The 16080-nt window shown below is 59.4% G+C and carries 14 protein-coding genes; 11 read left to right on the top strand and 3 right to left on the bottom strand.

Going from position 1 to position 16080, the window contains the following annotated elements; translation table 11 throughout:
- Positions 1 to 60: 60 nt before the first annotated feature.
- A complete protein-coding gene (locus ACIOWA_RS17145) occupies positions 61 to 1431 on the bottom strand; it encodes an inorganic triphosphatase (protein WP_401160885.1) in 1371 nt (456 codons plus the stop codon).
- Between the two features lie 156 nt (positions 1432 to 1587).
- On the opposite strand from ACIOWA_RS17145, the gene argE reads away from it, so the two are divergent.
- The 11 genes from argE to ACIOWA_RS17200 all read left to right on the top strand — a co-directional run bounded on the left by argE (position 1588) and on the right by ACIOWA_RS17200 (position 13836).
- Complete coding sequence (argE, locus tag ACIOWA_RS17150) at positions 1588 to 2742, top strand: acetylornithine deacetylase (protein WP_339430422.1); 1155 nt, start codon at positions 1588 to 1590, stop codon at positions 2740 to 2742.
- Positions 2743 to 2927: 185 nt separating this feature from the next.
- Complete coding sequence (gene argA, locus ACIOWA_RS17155) at positions 2928 to 4229, top strand: amino-acid N-acetyltransferase (RefSeq protein ID WP_339430421.1); 1302 nt, start codon at positions 2928 to 2930, stop codon at positions 4227 to 4229.
- A gap of 562 nt (positions 4230 to 4791) precedes the next feature.
- A complete protein-coding gene (locus tag ACIOWA_RS17160) occupies positions 4792 to 6117 on the top strand; it encodes an OprD family porin (protein ID WP_401160887.1) in 1326 nt (441 codons plus the stop codon).
- 411 nt (positions 6118 to 6528) lie between these two features.
- Entirely contained in the window at positions 6529 to 7875 is a 1347-nt protein-coding gene (locus ACIOWA_RS17165; protein WP_339464664.1) for an OprD family porin, read from the top strand.
- A gap of 297 nt (positions 7876 to 8172) precedes the next feature.
- The gene (locus tag ACIOWA_RS17170) at positions 8173 to 8811 is read left to right on the top strand and encodes a peroxiredoxin (RefSeq protein WP_339430418.1); all 639 of its coding nucleotides are present in this window, start codon (positions 8173 to 8175) and stop codon (positions 8809 to 8811) included.
- A 338-nt stretch (positions 8812 to 9149) separates the two neighbouring features.
- Complete coding sequence (gene ssuE / locus ACIOWA_RS17175; protein ID WP_339494899.1) at positions 9150 to 9743, top strand: NADPH-dependent FMN reductase; 594 nt, start codon at positions 9150 to 9152, stop codon at positions 9741 to 9743.
- Between the two features lie 101 nt (positions 9744 to 9844).
- Positions 9845 to 10825 (top strand): sulfonate ABC transporter substrate-binding protein, encoded by a 981-nt coding sequence (locus ACIOWA_RS17180; RefSeq protein ID WP_339464665.1) that lies wholly within the window; start codon positions 9845 to 9847, stop codon positions 10823 to 10825.
- A gap of 25 nt (positions 10826 to 10850) precedes the next feature.
- Complete coding sequence (gene ssuD / locus ACIOWA_RS17185) at positions 10851 to 12011, top strand: FMNH2-dependent alkanesulfonate monooxygenase (RefSeq protein WP_339430415.1); 1161 nt, start codon at positions 10851 to 10853, stop codon at positions 12009 to 12011.
- Positions 12008 to 12790, top strand: a complete 783-nt coding sequence (gene ssuC, locus ACIOWA_RS17190; protein WP_339430414.1) for an aliphatic sulfonate ABC transporter permease SsuC — start codon at positions 12008 to 12010, stop codon at positions 12788 to 12790. The genes ssuD and ssuC overlap by 4 nt, the downstream gene beginning before the upstream one ends.
- Positions 12787 to 13593 (top strand): aliphatic sulfonates ABC transporter ATP-binding protein, encoded by an 807-nt coding sequence (ssuB, locus tag ACIOWA_RS17195; RefSeq protein WP_401160891.1) that lies wholly within the window; start codon positions 12787 to 12789, stop codon positions 13591 to 13593. Before ssuC ends, ssuB begins: the two co-directional genes overlap by 4 nt.
- Before the next feature lie 27 nt (positions 13594 to 13620).
- Positions 13621 to 13836: a molybdopterin-binding protein gene (locus tag ACIOWA_RS17200; RefSeq protein WP_003229256.1), complete on the top strand. Its 216-nt coding sequence runs from the start codon at positions 13621 to 13623 to the stop codon at positions 13834 to 13836.
- Positions 13837 to 13887: 51 nt separating this feature from the next.
- Here ACIOWA_RS17200 and ACIOWA_RS17205 read toward each other — a convergent pair whose 3' ends face one another.
- On the bottom strand, positions 13888 to 14520 hold the full coding sequence (locus ACIOWA_RS17205; RefSeq protein WP_401160893.1) for a TetR/AcrR family transcriptional regulator: 633 nt from the start codon (positions 14518 to 14520) through the stop codon (positions 13888 to 13890).
- 189 nt (positions 14521 to 14709) lie between these two features.
- Complete coding sequence (locus ACIOWA_RS17210) at positions 14710 to 16044, bottom strand: glutamine synthetase family protein (RefSeq protein ID WP_401160901.1); 1335 nt, start codon at positions 16042 to 16044, stop codon at positions 14710 to 14712.
- Positions 16045 to 16080: the final 36 nt, after the last annotated feature.

Genomic DNA, 16080 nt, shown 5'->3' on the forward strand with positions numbered 1-16080 from the left:
CGGGCTCGCACACATTTGGAATGAGTTTCCCTGTGTGCGACCCTGCTCGCGAAAGCGGTGTTACATGCGCAGCAGCATTTTCCACGCGCGATTCTGATAAACCGCAATCGCCTGCTGCTTGCGCGCATCGAGCAATTCGTCAGTGATGGTCGGCTCGTTGGCCAGTTGCGCCAGTTTGTTCAGCTCGCCGTACAGGCGATCCATTTCCGGGATCTCCAGCACGTTGCGCGCGTGGTGTAGCCAGACCTGAATGCGCTCGATACGCGGCAGTTGCTCGGCCAGATCTTCCGGCTGTTGCTGATAGCGCTGCAATTGCAGGGACGTGGCTTCTTCGCCCAGCAGGCGCGGCAACCAACTGTGCAACTGCGCGCCACCCTGACGATTGCCACGCGTGTTGCGCTCGGCGGTCCAGGTGCGGGCCAGCAACCAGCGCGAGGTGTTCAGCGAGAACAGGCCCCAGCGTGGGTCTTGGAGTTCTTCGAGGAACTGCTCCGGCGCGGCTTTGCGCACGTCTTCGTCTTCGATACCGGCCTGAACCAGCGGACGCCAGTCTTCCAGCAATGCATCCAGCGCGACGCGCAGGTCGTGGGTCGATGGACGCGGCGCAGCCTGACCGAGGCTGCTGAGCAGGGCGCGCATTTCCGCCAGGTTTTCGACCCAGTCCAGCAACAGGCGCCAGTGACCGTTGAAACGGTACTGTTCAGCCAGACGCTGGCTGCTGCCGAGCAAGTGCCAGCACAGCGCGGCGAAGGCGTCGTCCAGTGGCGTTTCGGTTGTCAGTTGCGGCGCCGGCAGGCTCAGCGAGTAGCTGTTGGCGTCATATAGACGGTAGCCACGCTCGGCCTTGCTGATGTCGCACGGCATCAGAGCCAGGGTTTCGGCCAGTTCGGCGGCCAGTTCCAGCAGCGCGGCAGGCTCGCCTTCGCGCAGTTCCAGCTCCAGCTCGCAGATTTCTTCTTTCTGTTTGCCGACCACGACGTGGCCCAGATCCAGAGCGGCTTCGATGACCACTTTGCTCTTGCCACGGCCCCAGGCGATTTCGGCGCGCTCGCGAACGAAATCGGTGGTGAAGATCGGCTTCAGGGTTTTCTTGTCCAGTTCGGCCAGTTCCTCGGGCCAGCATTCGCCGTCGAGTTTCTTCACGTCGAGCTTGGCTTTGGGCAGGTTCCAGTCGTATTCGTTACGCTCGGACAGACCGGCAACGCTCTGGCCACGGGTCTTGAGGGTCTGAATCACCTCATCGCCATCCTTGCGCAGGCGCAGGGCAACTTTGGCCTGGGCCAGGTCGCGCTCGGGGGTGTCGAAGTACTGGTTCATCAACTCACGGCGTTCCCAGCCATTTTTGTTGCGTTTTTTCAGTAGCGGGTGCTCGCGCAGGGCAGCGAGGGTTTCGCGGCTGACGCGGAGTTTGATTTCGGTTTCTTTCTGCATGGCCGGAAAATCCAGGATCGGGAGCGCAGCCGGGGGAATGTGTGGCTGCCAAGGCCGTGCAGTGTACAGGACTGATTCGTCCTACGCCCTGCGGCGGTTTATTCCTGGCGCCGGATGGTTCTATGATGGACTTCAACTCGGGAGTTGGAGTCAGCGATGCCTTTGCCGTCCATGAAAGACCAGTTCACTGCGCTGATTGCCGCGCCGTCGGTCAGCTGCACCCAACCGAACCTGGATCAGTCCAACCGGGCGGTCATCGATCTGCTTGCCGGCTGGCTGGGTGATCTGGGTTTCAGCTGTGATATCCAGCAGGTCACTCCCGGCAAATTCAACCTGCTCGCCAGTTTCGGCAGCGGCCCCGGCGGGCTGGTGCTGGCCGGGCACAGCGACACGGTGCCGTACGACGATGCGTTGTGGCAGACCGATCCGCTGACTCTCACCGAAGTCGATGGCCGCTGGGTCGGTCTGGGCAGTTGTGACATGAAGGGCTTCTTCGCCCTGATCATCGAAGCCGTGCGCCCGCTGCTCGACCAACCGTTCAAGCAACCGCTGCTGATCCTCGCCACTTGCGATGAAGAGAGCTCGATGTCCGGCGCCCGTGCGCTGGCCGAGGCTGGGCGGCCGCTGGGCCGTGCTGCCGTGATCGGCGAGCCGACCGGGCTCAAGCCGATCCGCATGCACAAAGGCATCATGATGGAGCGCATCGACATTCTCGGGCAGAGCGGCCATTCGTCGGATCCGCGCCTGGGCCACAGCGCCCTCGAAGCGATGCACGATGCCATCGGCGAACTGCGTGGCCTGCGCCTGCTGTGGCAGCGTGAATTCAACAACCCACAGTTCAGCGTGCCGCAACCGACGATGAACTTCGGTTGCATCCATGGCGGCGACAACCCCAACCGTATCTGCGGCCAGTGTTCCCTGGAATTCGACCTGCGCCCGTTGCCGGGCATGGACCCGAACGTGCTGCGCGCCGAGATTCTGCGCAAGCTCAACCCGGTCGCCGAACGGCATCAGGTGAAGATCGACTACAAACCGTTGTTCCCGGAGGTGCCGCCGTTCGAGCAGGCTGAAGATGTCGAATTGGTGCGTATTGCCGAAAAGCTCACCGGTCACCGTGCCGAAGCAGTAGCGTTTGGCACCGAAGCGCCTTATCTTCAGCGCCTGGGCTGCGAAACCATCGTGCTCGGCCCTGGCGACATCGCCTGTGCGCATCAGCCCGGCGAGTACCTTGAAATGTCACGTTTGCAGCCTACCGTGCATCTATTGCGACAGTTGATTGAACATTACTGCCTGAGCCCGGACAAACCCTGATGTCTCCTTGCGGGAGCGGGCTGTGTTTTGTCCGATCAAACGCTGTAAATTGCCAACATCCCAACCCGTATTCATGAGGAGAGCGCGCGTGTCGCCAAGCCTGTTCCGACGATAACCACCAGCCCGCTGTGCGTTTTCCGTTTCGCCCTTTTTTTCCGGCTGCTATTTATTACAGGCCCAGGTTCATGCCCGAATACGTTAATTGGCTTCGTCACGCGTCCCCTTATATCAATGCCCACCGCGATTGCACCTTCGTCGTCATGCTGCCCGGCGACGGCGTTGAGCATCCGAATTTCGGCAACATCGTCCACGACATCGTGCTGCTGCACAGCCTCGGCGTGCGTTTGGTGCTGGTGCACGGTTCGCGTCCGCAGATTGAAACCCGCCTCGCCGCTCGCGGCCTGACTCCGCATTACCACCACGGCATGCGCATCACCGATGCGGCGACGCTGGAATGTGTGATCGACGCCGTTGGCCAACTGCGGATCGCCATCGAAGCGCGCCTGTCGATGGACATGGCTTCCTCGCCCATGCAGGGCTCGCGTCTGCGCGTGGCCAGCGGCAATCTTGTTACCGCGCGGCCGATCGGTGTGCTGGAAGGGGTCGACTATCACCACACCGGCGAAGTGCGCCGGGTCGACCGCAAGGGCATCAACCGTTTGCTGGACGAGCGTTCGATTGTGTTGCTGTCGCCGCTGGGGTATTCGCCGACCGGCGAGATTTTCAACCTGGCTTGCGAAGACGTCGCTACTCGCGCCGCCATTGACCTGGGCGCCGACAAGTTACTGCTGTTCGGCGCTGACCTTGGCCTGATCGACGAGAACGGCAAACTGGTGCGTGAGCTGCGCCCGCAGCAAGTACCGGCGCATTTGCAGCGTCTGGGCAGCAGCAATTATCAGGCGGAGTTGCTCGATGCCGCCGCTGAAGCCTGCCGTGGCGGCGTGGCGCGCAGCCATATCGTCAGTTACGTCGAGAACGGCGCGCTGCTGACCGAACTGTTCACCCGTGACGGTGGCGGTACGTTGGTGGCCCAGGAGCAATTCGAGCTGGTACGCGAGGCGGCGATTGAAGACGTCGGCGGCTTGCTCGACCTGATCAGCCCGCTGGAAGAGCAAGGCATTCTGGTGCGTCGTTCGCGCGAAGTGCTGGAGCGCGAAATCGAGCAGTTCAGCGTGGTTGAGCGTGAAGGCATGATCATCGCCTGTGCGGCGCTGTATCAGATTGCCGAATCGGATGCCGGCGAACTGGCCTGCCTGGCAGTAAACCCGGAGTACCGCCACGGCGGTCGCGGTGATGAACTGCTGGAGCGCATCGAGACTCGTGCCCGGGCCCAAGGCTTGAAGACATTGTTCGTCCTCACCACGCGTACTGCGCACTGGTTCCGTGAGCGTGGGTTTGAGCCAAGCAGCGTTGAGCGTCTGCCGGCAGCGCGGGCCTCGTTGTACAACTTTCAGCGCAATTCGAAGATCTTCGAAAAGACGCTTTGATTCATCAGGGGGTGGGGAGCCGGTACAGGCTGCAAGCTCCCCATCCCATCGTGTTTCTTCTGACACTCTCCTCCTGATTTCCCACCACTGAAAACGACGTCTGAATCGAGCCGGGTCATGCCGGCAAGGACGGCGGCTGCGCTGTGAGCGGAAAAAATCTTCCGATACACAAACTGTAACAATTGACCCGGATAGTGCGCTGGGTTGGGTGTTGGGGTGACGGAATTGTGTCTGGATTGCTTCAGTGCAAAACGGACTAAACAGGACGCTCTTAATACCCTTCAGGAATTGACCGGCGCGTTGTCGTGGGGAGCACCATAGCGCGCAAATGCGGGGTTCAAATTCCTAAAGGGTATTAGAAAAGAAGGTATCCATTCTTTTCAGGTTCATGACGAATTCATGAACCTGCATGGACCAAAAAACCGGAGATTAGACCATGGTCGTAGACACACAAAGTTACGATTGACTTGTGGGTCACGCTCTGGCGCTAATCGCGAACCTTCGGACTCGGGCATCGATCCGGGCCAGGAACACAAGAATTAGAAACGAGAGGAGCTTAACAATGAATAAGTCCACTTTGGCCGTGGCTGTGGCCGTAGGGGTTTTGGCGCAGCAGGCAGGCGCCGCGGGTTTCATCGAAGACAGCAAGGCGTCCATCAGTTCTCGCACCATGTACTTCAATGCCGACAATCGTGACGGCGGATCGGATCAGAAAGAAGCCGCGCAGGGCTTCAAGTTCGATTACCTGTCCGGTTTCACTCAAGGCACGGTCGGTTTTGGTCTTGATGTCCAGGCGCTCAGCGGTATTCACCTGGACGGTGGCCGTGGTCATCACCCAAACAATAATTCGTTCAATCCAAGTGATTCCGACGGCTCGGCCACGCAGTCGTGGAGCCGCATCGCAGGTAACGTCAAGGCACGTCTGTCCAAGACCGAAGCTCACTTGGGTGGCGCGCTGCAACCTAGCTTGCCGATTCTGGTCGCGAACGATAGCCGTCTGCTGCCTCAAACCTTCGAGGGTGGCACGATCACCTCCAAGGAAATCGACAACGTCACCTTCAACGCCGGTCAGCTCGAGCACGCGGTGGGTCGCGCCTCGTCAAACAGTACCGGCCTGGCCGTGGCCGGTGGTACGCAGGACAGCAATCAGTTCCGCTATGCCGGTGCTGACTGGAAGGTCACCAAAGACCTGACCCTGCAGTACTACCACTCGAACCTGCAGGACTATTACAAGCAGAACTTCTTCGGCCTGGTGCACGTTCTTCCGATCAGCACCAACCAGTCGTTCAAGACCGATATCCGTTATTTCGACAGCAGCTCCGACGGCAAGAACGGCGAAGCCGGCTATCAGTTCAACAACAACGGTGGCTATGCCAAGAACGCCGGTGAAGTTGACAACAAAACCTGGAGTGCGATGTTCACCTACACCTTGGGTGGCAGTGCCTTCCTGGTGGGTCATCAGCGCGTCAACGATGACGGTGGTTTCGTCTTCCTGAACCAAGGCAACGTGGTCGATGGCAATGGTCGTAACGAAGGTGCGGGGGGCGCGAGCTTCTACCTGTTCACTGATGCGATGGTCAACAGCTTCATTCGTGCTGGTGAAAACACCACGTTCGGTCAATACAGCTATGACTTCGCTGCGCTGGGCGTGCCTGGCCTGAAAGCCTCGGTTGCCTACTTGTACGGTGATGACATCAAAGCCAAGAACGGTGGCGCCGATCAGTCCGAGTGGGAACGTGACCTGCGTGTGGACTACACCATTCAGCAAGGTGCTCTGAAAGGGTTTGGCACGACGGTGCGTCATGGTACTTACCGTGGCAGCGGTACCGGCATCGCCAGCCAGGATCAAACGCGTCTGATCTTCAACTACACCTATAGCTTCATGTAAAAAGTCCTCGAAAAAGAACCTCGCCCTTTGGCGAGGTTTTTTTTGCGCTTTTTTTGATATTCCTTAATTAGAGCTTCTAATTGTTTTTTATTCTTTTTTGCTTTTTATGCGGGGGGCTAAAGTGAGCCCGTCCGGAGCCGGTGATCTGCCCGGTGTTTTGGCCATTTTGTCCCTCGACAATCCTGGCATTCAGGAATCGGCGCCTCAGCCGATACCTCGGATCGGTGGTGCGTTTGTATATACCCTAACGCTATGAAAAAGAGCGGGATAATTCTTTTTGGGATTATGCCGGGGTATTCTTCCGCGGCTTTGGCTGGGGGGTAAACGGCCAGCCGCGAATGACACGTTGAGGATTGCGGGCAATCGATCCGCAACCGCCAACAAAAGAACTGGAAACGATAGGAGCGATACATGAACAAGTCCACCTTGGCCCTGGCTGTGGCCGTAGGGGTTTTGGCGCAGCAGGCAGGCGCCGCCGGTTTCATCGAAGACAGCAAAGCTACCTTGGGGCTGCGTAACTTCTACATCAATAACGATAACCGTGACTCGGGTGCTCACTCCACCCAGAGCAAAGCTGAAGAATGGGGCCAAGGCTTCGATCTGCGCTTCATCTCCGGTTACACCCAAGGTACCGTCGGTTTCGGTATCGATGCCATCGGCCTGTTGGGCGTGCGTCTGGATTCGGGTGGCGGCACCAATGGGGCAACCAGCAGCACGTCGTACGGCGGCACGGTTTTCCCAAGTGAGTCCAATGGCAAAGCGGTTAACAACTTCTCCAGCCTGGGCCTGACTGCCAAAGCCAAGATCTCCCAGACTGAACTCAAGCTCGGCACCCTGCAGCCAAAGCTGCCAGTCATCGTGACCAACGATGGCCGTCTGCTGCCGCAAACCTTTCAAGGTGGCCAGATCACGTCCAACGAGATCAAAGACCTGACGCTGATTGGCGGTCAGATCGAAGCTGTGAAGGGGCGTAACTCCAGCAATAACGAAAACCTGGCCATTGGCGGTGCAAGTGCTCGTACGGCTAACAGCAACAAGTTCATCTACGCCGGTGGTGATTACAAAATCACCAAAGACCTGACTGCCCAGTACTACTACGGCAATCTGGAAGACTTCTACAAACAGCACTTCCTGGGCCTGGTTCACAACTGGGCAATTGGCCCTGGCGTGTTGAAATCGGACTTGCGTTATTTCAACAGCTCCGATGACGGCTTGAACGGTCACGACTCGGCTTATTTCAGCAACGGTAACTACACCGGTTTCAATGCGGGTAAGGGCAAAGTCGACAACAACCTTTACAGCGGCTTGTTCCTGTATAGCGTTGAAGGTCATACCTTCGGCGGCGGTTACCAGGTCAGCAACGGCAGCAGTGACTTCCCTTGGCTGAACCAGGGTGATGGGTCCTCGGCTTACATCACCACCGACATGCAGATCGCCAAGTTTGCCCGTGCTGGCGAACGTACGTGGCAGGCTCGCTACTCCTATGACTTCGCCAAGGTTGGCGTGCCTGGCCTGACCGCGGGTGTGGTTTACCTGCGTGGCGATAATATCGACACCGTGGGTAAAAATGGCCGTGAAAACGGCCATGGCAACTCCGAGTGGGAACGTGACCTGACCATCGGTTACGTCGTACCAGAAGGCCCGCTGAAGAACGTTGGCGTAATGTGGAAAAACGCTATGTGGCGCAACGACATCCCAGGTCAGCGTGACCAGGATGAAAACCGCCTGATCGTCAGCTACTCGATCCCGCTGCTGTAATCGCGCGTCTCGATTCGCTGAAGTAAAAAAAGCCCCGTCCGGCATCGCGCCGGACGGGGCTTTTGCGTTTTCGAGTCAGACTCACCCCCGTAAGCCCTCCCCGAAGTTCCACTCTTTTGCAGCTACTCAAGGCCTTCTCGAACCTTGCGAGCGATGTTCGGCGCGATGCCCTCGAGCGTCCAGTGAACGATGTTTAATATTCTTTTTTGGTATCGATGTCTTCTTATTTATTCTTTTATTAAAGGACGAAAGCCGAGCTACAGTTTAGGTCTCCAAACATTGATCAGGAGCAGCATCATGAGCCTCAGACTCGGCGACATCGCCCCCGATTTCGAACAAGACTCCAGCGCCGGCAAGATTCGTTTCCACGAATGGCTCGGCGATAGCTGGGGCGTGCTGTTCTCTCACCCGGCGGACTTCACCCCGGTGTGCACCACGGAGCTGGGCTTTACCGCCAAGCTCAAGGACGAGTTCAGCAAACGTGGCGTCAAAGCCATCGCACTGTCGGTCGACCCGGTGGATTCGCACCAAAAATGGATCGAAGACATCAACGAAACCCAGAACACTCTCGTCAACTTCCCGATCCTGGCCGATGCCGATCGCAAGGTGTCGGATTTGTACGACCTGATCCACCCGAACGCCAGCGACACCTTGACCGTGCGTTCGCTGTTCGTGATCGATCCGAACAAGAAGATTCGTCTGACCATCACCTACCCGGCGAGCACCGGGCGCAACTTCCACGAGATTTTGCGGGTGATCGATTCGCTGCAACTCACCGACAACTACAAAGTGGCCACACCGGCCAACTGGCAGGACGGTGATGAGGTGGTGATCGTGCCGTCGCTCAAGGATGAAGACGAGATCAAGCGACGCTTTCCGAAGGGCTACCGCACGGTGAAACCCTACCTGCGCCTGACGCCGCAGCCGAACAAGTGAATCAATAAAGTTTGCGGTGTAGCCACCACCGCTTTCGCGAGCAAGCCCACACACATTTTGAAATGCGTTCCCCCCCCCCTGTGGGAGCGGGCTTGCTCGCGAAGGCGTCAGTTCAATCAGCACAGGATTCAGCATTTTCAGCACCCAACAGCAGGGGATTTCAGGCCGTTTGACGGCCTGTTTTTTTTGCCTGGGGGAACGTCAATCGCATAGCTCTAAAGTGCATAACCAAATGAATAAATATGATTTATGGATATATAAATCAACTGGTAAGGTCACTCACATCGACGCGAGATCGCATCCTGCGAATCGCCTGTAACGCTTAAGGAATGGTCTCAATGCTGGTCGTCTCTCTCGGTGGCAGTCCCAGCCTGCGCTCCCGCTCCGGGGTGCTGCTGGAGCGCTCGCAACGCTGGTTGCAGGCGCAAGGGGTGGAAGTGGTGAGTTATCAGGTGCGGGACTTTCCCGCCGAAGATTTGCTTCACGCCCGTTTCGACAGCCCGAAGGTACTCGACCTGCTGGCGCAGATTGAAAACGCCGATGGCCTGCTGATCGCCACGCCCGTTTACAAGGCTTCGTTTTCCGGTGCCTTGAAGACCTTACTGGACCTGCTGCCCGAGCGCGCCTTGCACCACAAGGTTGTTTTGCCGATGGCCACGGGCGGTAGCATCGCCCACATGCTGGTGGTCGATTACGCGCTCAAGCCTGTGCTGTCGGCATTGAAAGCCCAGGAAATGCTGCAAGGGATTTTTGCCGAGGACAGCCAGATCGCTTACGGCCAAGGCAGTGCCGTGGCGCAACTGGCGCCGGCGCTGGAGCAGCGTCTGCATGAGGCGCTGGAGCAGTTTGTCAGCGCCATCGCCCGCCGACCGAAGCCGCTGGAGCCGGGCCTGTTGAATGAACGTTTGTTGAGTGCTCGCTGGAGCATTTGAGCCGATTGTCCAGATGCATCGAAACATGAAGTACTCGCCTTACTCGCCCGCCAACGGGCAAGCAGGTGCAGCCAAAACCCAACAGCAAAAAGGAGAGCGCTATGCGCACTGTATTTTTGCGTCGCGGTCTGGTCGCTCTGTTTGCTGCGGCTGTCACCTTCGGCGCTATCACTCAAGCTCAAGCCGAGACGTTGCGGATCGGTTATCAGAAGTACGGCACGCTGGTGCTGCTCAAAGCCAAAGGAACCCTGGAAAAACGCCTCGCCGGCCAAGGCGTGGACGTGCAATGGACTGAATTCCCCGGTGGCCCACAACTGCTGGAAGGCCTGAACGTCGGCTCGATCGACTTTGGCGTCACGGGCGAAACCCCACCGGTCTTCGCTCAAGCCGCCGGCGCCGATCTGCTCTATGTCGCCTATGAACCGCCGGCGCCGAACAGCGAGGCGATCCTGGTGCCGAAAGACTCGCCGATCACCTCGGTGGCCGATCTCAAGGGCAAGAAAGTCGTCCTGAACAAAGGCTCCAACGTTCACTACCTGCTGGTGCGCGCTCTGGAAGACGCCGGCCTCAAATACACCGACATCCAGACCGTATTCCTGCCGCCAGCCGATGCGCGTGCGGCGTTCGAGCGTGGCAGTGTCGACGCTTGGGTCATCTGGGATCCGTACCAGGCCGCCGCCGAAAAACAACTGCAGGCGCACACCCTGCGTGACGGCCAAGGCATTGTCGACAACCACCAGTTCTATCTCGCGACCAAGCCTTACGCGCACAAACATCCCGAGGTGATCAAAGCCCTCATCGAGGAAGTGCGTGCCGTGGGTCAATGGTCCAAGGCCAACCCTGAAGCGGTGACCCAACAGGTTGCGCCGCTGCTCGGGCTGCCGGCGGATATCACCCTGACGTCGATGAAGCGCCAGGGTTTTGGGGCGCTGTTCCTGACCCCGGACGTGGTCGCCGCACAACAGAAAATCGCCGACACGTTCTTCCAGCTCAAGCTGATTCCCAAGCCGTTAAGCGTCAAGGACGTGATCTGGACCCCTGCGCCCGCCGTGGCCCAACGCTCAGTCAGCCAAGCCCAGTAATTCCAATTCCCAAGGAGACCACTCCATGAGCCTCAATATCTTCTGGTTCTTGCCTACCCACGGCGACGGCCATTACCTGGGCACCGCCGAAGGCGCCCGCGCCGTCGACCACGGTTATCTGCAACAGGTCGCGCAAGCGGCGGATCGCCTGGGTTTTGGCGGTGTGCTGATTCCCACCGGGCGTTCCTGCGAAGACTCCTGGCTGGTGGCGGCGTCGCTGATCCCGGTGACCCAGCGTCTGAAGTTCCTCGTCGCCCTGCGCCCCGGGATCGTTTCCCCGACGGTGGCGGCGCGCCAGGCCGCGACGCTGGATCGCCTCTCTGGCGGTCGCGCGTTGTTTAACCTGGTGACCGGCGGTGACCCGGAAGAATTGGCCGGTGACGGTTTGTTCCTCAGTCACGAAGAGCGCTATCAGGCCTCGGTGGAATTCACCCGCATCTGGCGCCGTGTGCTGGAAGGCGAAACCGTGGACTACGACGGACAGCACATCAGTGTGAAGGGCGCCAAGTTGCTCTATCCGCCGATCCAGCAACCGCGTCCGCCGCTGTACTTCGGCGGCTCGTCGGAAGCAGCGCAGGACCTGGCTGCCGAGCAGGTTGAAATGGTGCTGACCTGGGGCGAGCCGCCAGCGGCAGTGGCCGAGAAGATTGAACAGGTGCGCGCCAAAGCGGCCAAGCTCGGACGCACTGTGCGCTTCGGCATTCGTCTGCATGTGATCGTCCGTGAAAGCAACGCCGAAGCGTGGCAAGCGGCGGATCGCTTGATCTCGCATCTGGACGACGACACCATCGCCCGTGCTCAAGCTTCGCTGGCGCGTTTCGATTCGGTCGGTCAGCAACGCATGGCGGCATTGCATGGCGGCAGTCGCGACAACCTCGAAGTCAGCCCGAACCTGTGGGCCGGTGTCGGTCTGGTGCGTGGCGGTGCCGGGACGGCGCTGGTCGGCGATGGCCCGACCGTGGCGGCGCGGGTGAAGGAATACGCGGATCTGGGCATCGACACCTTTATCTTCTCCGGTTATCCACACCTCGAAGAGTCGTATCGCGTGGCGGAACTGCTGTTCCCGCACCTGGACATCGAGCGCCCGGAACGGCCGAAAAGCACCGGGTATGTCAGCCCGTTCGGCGAGATGGTTGCCAACGACATTCTTCCCAAAACCGCGTCGCAAAGCGTGGGCGCGCCATGAAGAAAATTATCCACAGCCTCGCGCCCTGGGCGTTGCCGGTGTTGTTGCTGGCGGTGTGGCAGTTGTCGGTGTCGGCCGGTGGGTTGTCGACACGGATTCTGCCGGCACCGGTGGCGGTGATCGAGGCCGGCGTGCGGCTGGTGCGCAGCGGTGAAATCTGGACGCACCTGGCGATCAGTGGTTGGCGCGCGGCACTCGGTTTCACCCTCGGGGGCAGCATCGGTCTGGTGCTGGGGTTCATCACCGGGCTGTCGACATGGGGCGAGCGCCTGCTCGACAGCTCGGTGCAGATGATCCGCAACGTGCCGCATCTGGCGCTGATTCCGCTGGTGATCCTGTGGTTCGGCATCGATGAGTCGGCGAAGATTTTTCTGGTGGCGCTGGGCACGCTGTTTCCGATCTACCTCAACACCTACCACGGCATTCGCAATGTCGACCCGGCGCTGGTGGAGATGGCGCGCAGTTATGGGTTGTCCGGTTTCAGCCTGTTCCGGCAGGTGATTCTGCCGGGCGCGTTGCCTTCGATTCTGGTCGGGGTGCGCTTCGCGCTGGGCTTTATGTGGTTGACGCTGATCGTCGCTGAAACCATTTCGGCCAGTTCCGGCATCGGCTATCTGGCGATGAACGCCCGGGAGTTCTTGCAAACCGACGTGGTGGTGCTGGCAATCCTGCTTTACGCGGTGCTCGGCAAACTCGCCGACCTCGCCGCCCGTGGACTTGAACGTGTGTGGCTGCGTTGGCATCCGGCCTATCAGGTTGCCAGGGGAGGTGCAGCATGACGGCTCAACAACCTCCACGCCTGCTGCGCGGTATACCGCTGGCGGTGCGCAACCTGCAAAAGACCTTCGGTTCACGCCAGGTTTTGCGTGACATCAATCTGCACATTCCGGCGGGGCAGTTTGTCGCGGTGGTCGGGCGCAGTGGTTGCGGCAAAAGTACCTTGCTGCGCCTGCTCGCCGGGCTCGATCAACCGACTGGCGGCGACTTGCTTGCGGGCTGCGCGCCGCTCGGCGATGTGCGGGAAGACACCCGGCTGATGTTCCAGGAAGCACGGTTGCTGCCGTGGAAAAAGATCATCGACAACGTTGGCCTCGGTCTCGCGGGCAACTGGCGTCCCAAGGCGCTCGAAGCACTCGACGCGGTCGGGCTGGCGGATCGTGCCAACGAATGGCCGGCAGCTTTGTCCGGAGGGCAAAAGCAGCGTGTTGCTCTGGCCCGGGCGCTGATCCACCAACCGCGACTGTTATTGCTCGACGAGCCACTCGGCGCGCTGGATGCGCTGACCCGGATCGAGATGCAGCAACTGATCGAACGCCTCTGGCAGCAACACGGCTTCACCGTGTTGCTGGTGACCCACGATGCCAGCGAAGCGGTGGCGATTGCCGACCGTGTGATTCTGATCGAGGACGGCGAAGTCGGTCTCGATCTGCCTGTGGAACTGCCACGCCCTCGCGTGCGCGGTTCGCACAGGCTGGCCGCACTGGAAACCGAAGTGCTCAACCGCGTTCTTTCCCTGCCTGGCGAACCGCCGGCGCCGGAACCTGTTTCACCACTGCCTGCGCAACTGCGTTGGGCGCAATAACTCAAGCAAACGACAGGAATCATTGCCATGACTATCAAAGCCATCAACGTGCGTAACCAGTTCAAAGGCTCGATCAAGGAAATTGTCCTTGGCGACGTGCTGTCGGAAATCGACGTGCAGACCGCCTCGGGTATCGTCACTTCGGTGATCACCACCCGCTCGGTCAAGGAGCTGGAACTGGTGGTCGGCAGCGAGGTGATTGCCTTTGTGAAATCCACCGAGGTGTCGATCGCCAAGTTGTAAGCCGCTGTTTGTACCTGGCTTGAAGTCTGCGGCGTGCTCGCGAAGAGGGCGCTAGCGAATTCTCTTGGGCAGATAGGGCGGTAAATACAAACCGATATAGGCATCGAACACCCGCATCCCTTCTTCAGCCATGCGCGGTGTGATTTGTCCGTGTTGCTGCACCGAGCGTGCATAGACGCGGTCACCCAGTTCCATCGCCAGGGCAAACACGTCGACATCCTCCGGCAGTCTCGGCAGTTCGAAATGATGCTCGAACAGCTTGTGCATCAGGTCGCCCAGTTCGAGGTCGTGTTGCCGGTCGGCCTGGGTGACTTCGGTAAGACCGTGCTGGGCGAGGATCAGTTGGCGCGCCGCGGCGTCCTCGTCGTAGATCTCCAGCATCCGTTGTTCGACCAGTCGTGACAGGTCGCGCCAGTCGCGCAGGGTTTCATGGTCGATTGGCGCTTGCAGGCAGGCGCGAAAGGCAGCGTGAACATCGGCTGTCAGTGCTTCGAGCAGCGCCGGGACGCTGGCGAAAAAGTGGTAGACGGAGGAGGGCGGAATCTGTGCGCGCTCGGCCACGCTGTAGATCGACAGACAGGCCACACCCTCGGCGGCCAGCAGCGTGCGTGCGGCGTCGAGTATCGAATCGATCCGTGCCTGACTGCGGGCGCGGGGTTTGCGAATGGTGGCGGGTCGCGTCATGGAAGTCTCCTGCGGGGCAGCGGGCATTGTACGAGCCAGTGTGTGTGTTGTCTGCCAGGACGTCTTCGGGAGCGAGCCCCCTCCCACAGTTGATCTCTGTGTACTCACCATTCATCCCGAGGGTGCGGGCCATAAAAAAACGCCGTTGGCTGCAATAGCCAACGGCGTTCCTTTTGGCGCCACAACCGCTTAAACGGTATGCAGGTACCAGTTGTACTCGAGGTCGGAGATGGAGTGTTCGAACTCCTCCAGCTCGCTCTCTTTACAGGCGACGAAGATATCGATGTATTTCGGATCGATGTACTTGGCCATCACCTCGCTGTCGTCCAGCTCACGCAGTGCATCGCGCAAGTTGTTCGGCAGGCTTTGCTCGTTCTGCTCGTAGCTGTTGCCTTCGACGGGCGCGCCTGGCTCGATCTTGTTGGTCAGGCCGTGATGCACGCCTGCCAGTACCGAAGCCATCAGCAGGTACGGGTTGGCGTCGGCGCCGGCCACGCGGTGTTCGATACGCACGGCATCTGCAGAGCCGGTCGGTACGCGAATCGCCACGGTGCGGTTGTCCAGGCCCCAGCACGGCGAGTTCGGCACGTAGAACTGTGCGCCGAAACGACGGTAGGAGTTGACGTTCGGGCAGAGGAAAGCCATCTGCGCCGGCAGGGTCTCGAGCACACCGCCGATCGCGTGACGCAGTGCGGCGTTCTGCTCGGGATCCTCGCTGGCAAAAATGTTTTTGCCATCTTTATCAAGAATCGAAATGTGGACGTGCAAACCGTTGCCCGCCTGGCCCGGGTAAGGCTTGGCCATGAAGGTGGTGTCCATTTCATGGTCGTAGGCGATGTTCTTGATCAGACGCTTGAGCAATACAGCGTAATCGCATGCCTTGATCGGGTCGGCGACGTGGTGCAGGTTCACTTCGAACTGCGCCGGGGCACTTTCCTTGACGATGGCGTCGGCCGGGATGCCTTGCTCTTTGGCACCTTCCAGAATGTCCTGGAGGCAGTCGACGTATTCGTCGAGGTCGTCGATCAGGTAAACCTGCGTCGAGTGCGGGCGCTTACCGGAGATCGGCGAGCGTGGCGGCTGTGGACGGCCGTTCACGTTTTCCTGGTCGATCAGGTAGAACTCGAGTTCGAATGCAGCGCAGATGGTCAAGCCCAACTCGTCAAACTTTGCAACAACTTGACGGAGCACTTCGCGCGGATCGGCGAAGAACGGATCACCTTCCAGTTCGTGCATGGTCATCAACAGTTGCGCGGTCGGGCGCTTCTGCCAAGGCTCGTTGCACAGGGTGTCGGGGATTGGATAGCAGATACGATCGGCGTCGCCGATGTCCAGGCCCAGACCGGTGCTTTCCACCGTCGAACCATAGATATCCAGAGCAAATAGAGAGGCCGGCAGGTTGATGCCTTTCTCGTAAACCTTGTGGAGGCTGGTGCGTTCTATGCGCTTGCCGCGCACCACACCATTCATATCCGCAATCAGAAGGTCAACGTACAGAACCTCAGGATGTTCCTTAAGGAACATCCTGAGGTTCTGTACGTTGACCTTCTGATTGCGGAT

Source organism: Pseudomonas sp. NPDC087614, from assembly GCF_044743485.1.
In the GTDB taxonomy this organism is placed as follows: Bacteria; Pseudomonadota; Gammaproteobacteria; order Pseudomonadales; family Pseudomonadaceae; genus Aquipseudomonas; species Aquipseudomonas baetica_A.

Coding starts and splice junctions, on each gene's coding strand:
- ACIOWA_RS17145 (WP_401160885.1), bottom strand. CDS start 1,431: ATGCAGAAAGAAACCGAAATCAAACTCCGCGTCAGCCGCGAAACCCTC.
- argE (WP_339430422.1), top strand. CDS start 1,588: ATGCCTTTGCCGTCCATGAAAGACCAGTTCACTGCGCTGATTGCCGCG.
- argA (WP_339430421.1), top strand. CDS start 2,928: ATGCCCGAATACGTTAATTGGCTTCGTCACGCGTCCCCTTATATCAAT.
- ACIOWA_RS17160 (WP_401160887.1), top strand. CDS start 4,792: ATGAATAAGTCCACTTTGGCCGTGGCTGTGGCCGTAGGGGTTTTGGCG.
- ACIOWA_RS17165 (WP_339464664.1), top strand. CDS start 6,529: ATGAACAAGTCCACCTTGGCCCTGGCTGTGGCCGTAGGGGTTTTGGCG.
- ACIOWA_RS17170 (WP_339430418.1), top strand. CDS start 8,173: ATGAGCCTCAGACTCGGCGACATCGCCCCCGATTTCGAACAAGACTCC.
- ssuE (WP_339494899.1), top strand. CDS start 9,150: ATGCTGGTCGTCTCTCTCGGTGGCAGTCCCAGCCTGCGCTCCCGCTCC.
- ACIOWA_RS17180 (WP_339464665.1), top strand. CDS start 9,845: ATGCGCACTGTATTTTTGCGTCGCGGTCTGGTCGCTCTGTTTGCTGCG.
- ssuD (WP_339430415.1), top strand. CDS start 10,851: ATGAGCCTCAATATCTTCTGGTTCTTGCCTACCCACGGCGACGGCCAT.
- ssuC (WP_339430414.1), top strand. CDS start 12,008: ATGAAGAAAATTATCCACAGCCTCGCGCCCTGGGCGTTGCCGGTGTTG.
- ssuB (WP_401160891.1), top strand. CDS start 12,787: ATGACGGCTCAACAACCTCCACGCCTGCTGCGCGGTATACCGCTGGCG.
- ACIOWA_RS17200 (WP_003229256.1), top strand. CDS start 13,621: ATGACTATCAAAGCCATCAACGTGCGTAACCAGTTCAAAGGCTCGATC.
- ACIOWA_RS17205 (WP_401160893.1), bottom strand. CDS start 14,520: ATGACGCGACCCGCCACCATTCGCAAACCCCGCGCCCGCAGTCAGGCA.
- ACIOWA_RS17210 (WP_401160901.1), bottom strand. CDS start 16,044: ATGTTCCTTAAGGAACATCCTGAGGTTCTGTACGTTGACCTTCTGATT.